The following is a 4,654-nucleotide window of genomic DNA, read 5'->3' as shown; positions in this document are numbered from 1 at the left end:
AGGGGGGCAGACTGATCCACCGCTATCGCGAGCAGGCTCGCTCCCACACTGGAGCTGCAGATGGCCGCAGCATCAGGGTCCGACGCCGTACCTGTGAGAGCCGGGCTTGCCCGCGATGGCGGCGGCGCATTCAACAGGGGGGCAGACTGATCCACCGCTATCGCGAGCAGGCTCGCTCCCACAAAGGACTCCGGACTTCACCCCTGCCCAAACACCTGCGAAGGCCGGCGCAGCAGCGGGTCGAATGGGTTGATCCGAGGGCCGATCAACGCCGCCTCGCGCTTGAGCATTTCCACCACCGTCGGCAGACGATCCGGTCCCAGGCGGTCGCTGATGGTCGCCACACTCAAGGCCGCCACGGCACGGCCGCCGCGATCCAGGATCGGCACCGCCACCCCCGCCATCCCCTGCAACACGCCGGTGTTGCGTCCGGCGTAGCCCAGGCTGCGCACGTTCTCCACTTCCGAGCGCAGGAAGACTTCGTCGTACAGATGAAAATCCTTGAGCCGCGGCAGGTTGTAGTGAATCACCGTGTCGCGCTCCTCCTCCGGCAGGAACGCCAGAATCGCCAGGCTGCCCTGGCCCACGCCCAACGCCACCCGACCGCCGATATCACCGGTAAAGGTGCGGATCGGGAATGGCCCTTCACTGCGGTCCAGACAGATCGCATCGAAACCGCTGCGCGCCAGCAGGAACAACGAATCCCCCAGGGACGCCGACAGCCGCAGCATGGCTGGTCGCGCCAGTTCACGCAGGTTGCCGGTGTTCCCGGCACGGGCGGCCAGGGCAAAAAAATCCAGGCTCAGGCGGTAGCGTTTGCTGCGCCCATCCTGCTCGACCATGCCCTCGTCCATCAGGCTGCGCAGCAAGCGATGGGTGGTCGGCTGGGACAGGCCGATGCGCTGGGCCAGTTGCGTTACCCGCTCCCCGCCTTCGGCAGTGTCACCCAGGCTGCGCAACACGGCGAACAACCTGGAGACGGCGCCAACCCCGACTTCGCTTTTTTCAATATTCCGATCAGTGGAATTATTCATTCACTTTTTTACTCATCAATTCACTGATCGAATGAAACTGAAAATAGTCATCGCCTCAGTGAAATAGGCCATTGAGCCCATCCTATTCTTCGTCCTACTCTGCGTCCATACAGGGGCGATTCGAACAACAACGGCAGCCGATCCAGGTCGAGCGCCAACGCACCGAGTGTCCTGCATCACCCCTTCGTATCTGCCCTTACAAAAAAGCACGCCTCACGGCGACGCATAACAATCTCAGGTGGAGCGCAGTCATGGCTTTCGTGCAACTTGAAAACTTGAGTAAACGCTACGGCGACATCGACGCCGTGGTTGCCACCGACCTCGCGGTAGAAAAAGGCGAATTCGTCTCGCTGCTCGGCCCTTCCGGTTGCGGCAAGACCACCACCTTGCAAATGATCGCAGGCTTCGTCGACGTCAGTAGCGGACGCATCCTGCTGGACGGCCGCGACATCACCCACGCCAAACCCGCCAGCCGGGGCCTGGGCGTTGTGTTTCAGAGTTATGCGCTGTTCCCCCACATGACCGTCCGGGACAACGTCGCCTTCGGCCTGCGCATGCGCAAGGTGCCGGGCAGCGAACTCCAACAACGGGTGGACCGGGTGCTGAAGCTGGTGCGCCTGGACCGGCATGCCGAGCGCTACCCTCGGGAACTCTCGGGGGGCCAGCGTCAGCGCGTGGCGCTGGCCCGGGCACTGGTGATCGAACCGCCAGTGCTGTTGCTCGACGAACCGCTGTCCAACCTCGACGCCAACCTGCGCGAAGAGATGCAATTCGAAATCCGTCGCATCCAGCGGGAAGTCGGCATCACCACATTGATGGTCACTCACGACCAGTCCGAAGCGCTGTCCATCAGTGACCGCGTCGTGGTGATGCAAGCCGGGCGCATCACCCAGATCGATACGCCCTACACCCTTTACGAACACCCGCGCACCACCTTCATCTCCGGCTTCGTTGGCAAGGCCAACCTGCTGCCCGGCGAACGTGACAGCGCTGGCGTCGTTCAAGCCTGTCAGCCAGGCCAGGGCGAACTGACCCTGAGCCTGCGCCCGGAAAAGATCGACCTGTGCGCCGCTGGCGCGGGCCGCCTGCAAGGCACGATCGCCAGCCGTTTCTTCCTCGGCAGCCAATGGTTGTATGGGGTCTCGACCAGCCTGGGTGAGCTTTGCGTGGTGCGCCGAAATGACGGCGCTGCGCCGATGAGCGAAGGCACGGCAGTGGGCCTGGACTGGGATCCGGCGCTGCTGCGGGTGCTGAGTGACGATGAGGTGCCGGCATGAAGCTGCTGGACGCAATGCGCCGAGGCCGGCAAGGCTATCTGATGTCCACACCGGCCCTGACCCTGTACCTGGGGTTACTGGTGACTCCCCTGGGGCTGACGCTGGTGCTGTCGTTCAACGTTTTCGACTACGGGTCGGGCATCGACAGCCACGCGTACACCCTCGATCACTACATCAGCCTGCTGGGCGATTCGTACTTCTACGAGATCTTTTGGCGCACCTTCTGGATCAGTGCCCTGACCACGCTGTTGTGCGTGCTGATCGGCGTGCCCGAAGCGTATGTGCTCAGCCGCATGAGCGCGCCATGGCGCTCGATTTTCCTGATCCTGATCCTCACTCCGTTGCTGATCTCGGTGGTGGTCCGGGCCTTCGGCTGGAGCCTGCTGTTGGGCGCCGACGGGTTGGTCAACCAGACGTTGCAAGCGTTCGGTGGCGCGCCGATGAAGTTGCTCTATACGCCATTCGCCGTGGTCATTGCCCTGGTCCACGTGATGCTGCCGTTCATGATCATTCCGGTCTGGACCTCACTGCAGAAACTCGACCCGGCCGCGGAACAGGCTGCGTTGTCCCTGGGGGCCAGCCAATTCACGGTGATCCGCAAGGTGGTGCTGCCGCAGATCATGCCCGGCGTGCTGTCCGGCACCCTGATTGTGTTCGGCCTGGCCGCCAGCTCCTTCGCCATTCCCGGCCTGCTCGGCGGACGCCGCTTGAAGATGGTCGCCACGCTGATCTACGACCAGTACCTGTCGGAACTCAACTGGCCCATGGGCGCGGCCATCGCCGTTGCACTGTTGCTGCTCAACCTGCTGATCATGCTGTCGTGGAACCGCATGATCGAAGGCCGCTACAAGAAGTCATTGGGGTAACTCATCATGTCCAGGAACGGTCCTTTCGCCCTGTTGTTTCACGCCTTGGTCGTGGTGTTCATGCTGGCGCCGCTGGTGGTGGTCTGTCTCGTCGCCTTCACCCCGGAAAACACTCTGAGCCTGCCGACCACGGAATTCTCCCTGCGCTGGTTCCGCGCCGTGTTCGAGCGCGCGGATTTCGTCGATGCGTTCTACAACAGCCTGGCCCTGGCGTTCTGTGCGGCCTCGCTGGCGACGTTGATCGCGGTACCGGCAGCGCTGGCAATCACCCGCCTCGAATTTCCCGGCCGGGATTTTTTCAACGGCCTGTTCCTGTCGCCGATCATCATCCCGCACCTGGTGCTGGGTGTGGCGCTGCTGCGGTTGTTTGCGCTGATGGGGGTCAATGGCAATTTCACCTGGCTGATCTTCGCCCACGTGCTGGTCATCACGCCCTATGTATTGCGCCTGGTGCTGGCGTCGGCCATCGGCCTGGATCGCAGTGCCGAACAGGCCGCGCAATCCCTGGGTGCCGGGCGCTTCACGCTGTTCCGGCAGATCACCTTGCCGATGATCCTGCCGGGGGTGGCCGGGGGCTGGTTGCTGGCGTTCATCAACAGTTTCGATGAAGTCACGCTGTCGATCTTTGTCACGTCACCGGCGACGCAAACCCTGCCGGTGCGCATGTATGTGTACGCCACCGAATCCATCGACCCGATGATGGCGGCGGTGTCGGCACTAGTCATTGCGCTCACCGCACTGACCATGATTCTGCTCGACCGGGTCTATGGCCTGGATCGGGTTCTGGTGGGCAAACAATGAGGGCACCATGGCGCTGCTGAAACGACTGGCCGAAGGCGACCGCCCGGCCCTGGACTTTACCCTCGATGGCCAGCCGGCTACCGGTCTGTTGGGCGATACGCTGCTGACCGCCGTGCTGACCTGCGGCGAACACCTGCGCGGCAGCGATTTCAGCGCCGAACCCCGGGCGGGATTCTGCCTGATGGGCGCCTGCCAGGACTGCTGGGTCCGCCTCGGCGACGGCCGCCGCGTCCGCGCCTGCGCCACCCTGCTCGAAGCCGGCCAGCAAATCACCCGCGAACCGGGACGCCAGGTATGAACAGCTCATTTATTCCCTGTGGGAGCGGGCTTGCTCGCGAAAGCGATCCCCCTGCCACCATCGTTGCTGAGTGGACCACCGCTATCGCGAGCAGGCTCGCTCCCACAGGTGTTCTGCGGCGGTCACAAAATCGGCGTTCCGCACCGCTCCACTGTGGGAGCGGGCTTGCTCGCGAAAGCGATCTTCCCGCCACCATCGTTGCTGAATGGACCACCGCTATCGCGAGCAGGCTCGCTCCCACAGGTGTTCTGCGGCGGTCACAAAATCGGCGTTCCGCACCGCTCCACTGTGGGAGCGGGCTTGCTCGCGAAAGCGATCTTCCCGCCACCATCGTTGCTGAGTGGACCACCGCTATCGCGAGCAGGCTCGCTCCCACAG

At 63.3% G+C, this 4,654-nt stretch carries 5 protein-coding genes; 4 read left to right on the top strand and 1 reads right to left on the bottom strand.

What is annotated here, in order from left to right; all coding sequences use genetic code 11:
• Positions 1-197 precede the first annotated feature (197 nt).
• Entirely contained in the window at positions 198-1,034 is an 837-nt protein-coding gene (locus ACODTO_RS29425) for an IclR family transcriptional regulator (RefSeq protein WP_489107471.1), read from the bottom strand.
• A 251-nt stretch (positions 1,035-1,285) separates the two neighbouring features.
• On the opposite strand from ACODTO_RS29425, the gene ACODTO_RS29420 reads away from it, so the two are divergent.
• The 4 genes from ACODTO_RS29420 to ACODTO_RS29405 are packed head-to-tail and all read left to right on the top strand — an operon-like array spanning position 1,286 to position 4,276.
• Positions 1,286-2,311: an ABC transporter ATP-binding protein gene (locus ACODTO_RS29420; protein WP_489107470.1), complete on the top strand. Its 1,026-nt coding sequence runs from the start codon at positions 1,286-1,288 to the stop codon at positions 2,309-2,311.
• Entirely contained in the window at positions 2,308-3,177 is an 870-nt protein-coding gene (locus tag ACODTO_RS29415) for an ABC transporter permease (protein WP_489107469.1), read from the top strand. The genes ACODTO_RS29420 and ACODTO_RS29415 overlap by 4 nt, the downstream gene beginning before the upstream one ends.
• A 6-nt stretch (positions 3,178-3,183) precedes the next feature.
• A complete protein-coding gene (locus ACODTO_RS29410) occupies positions 3,184-3,978 on the top strand; it encodes an ABC transporter permease (RefSeq protein WP_024778323.1) in 795 nt (264 codons plus the stop codon).
• A gap of 7 nt (positions 3,979-3,985) precedes the next feature.
• Positions 3,986-4,276 (top strand): (2Fe-2S)-binding protein, encoded by a 291-nt coding sequence (locus ACODTO_RS29405; RefSeq protein ID WP_024778322.1) that lies wholly within the window; start codon positions 3,986-3,988, stop codon positions 4,274-4,276.
• Positions 4,277-4,654: the final 378 nt, after the last annotated feature.

This window comes from Pseudomonas sp. FG13, from assembly GCF_057809755.1.
This window is presented reverse-complemented; position numbering and strand designations above follow the sequence as displayed.

Coding starts and splice junctions, on each gene's coding strand:
- ACODTO_RS29425 (WP_489107471.1), bottom strand. CDS start 1,034: ATGAATAATTCCACTGATCGGAATATTGAAAAAAGCGAAGTCGGGGTT.
- ACODTO_RS29420 (WP_489107470.1), top strand. CDS start 1,286: ATGGCTTTCGTGCAACTTGAAAACTTGAGTAAACGCTACGGCGACATC.
- ACODTO_RS29415 (WP_489107469.1), top strand. CDS start 2,308: ATGAAGCTGCTGGACGCAATGCGCCGAGGCCGGCAAGGCTATCTGATG.
- ACODTO_RS29410 (WP_024778323.1), top strand. CDS start 3,184: ATGTCCAGGAACGGTCCTTTCGCCCTGTTGTTTCACGCCTTGGTCGTG.
- ACODTO_RS29405 (WP_024778322.1), top strand. CDS start 3,986: ATGGCGCTGCTGAAACGACTGGCCGAAGGCGACCGCCCGGCCCTGGAC.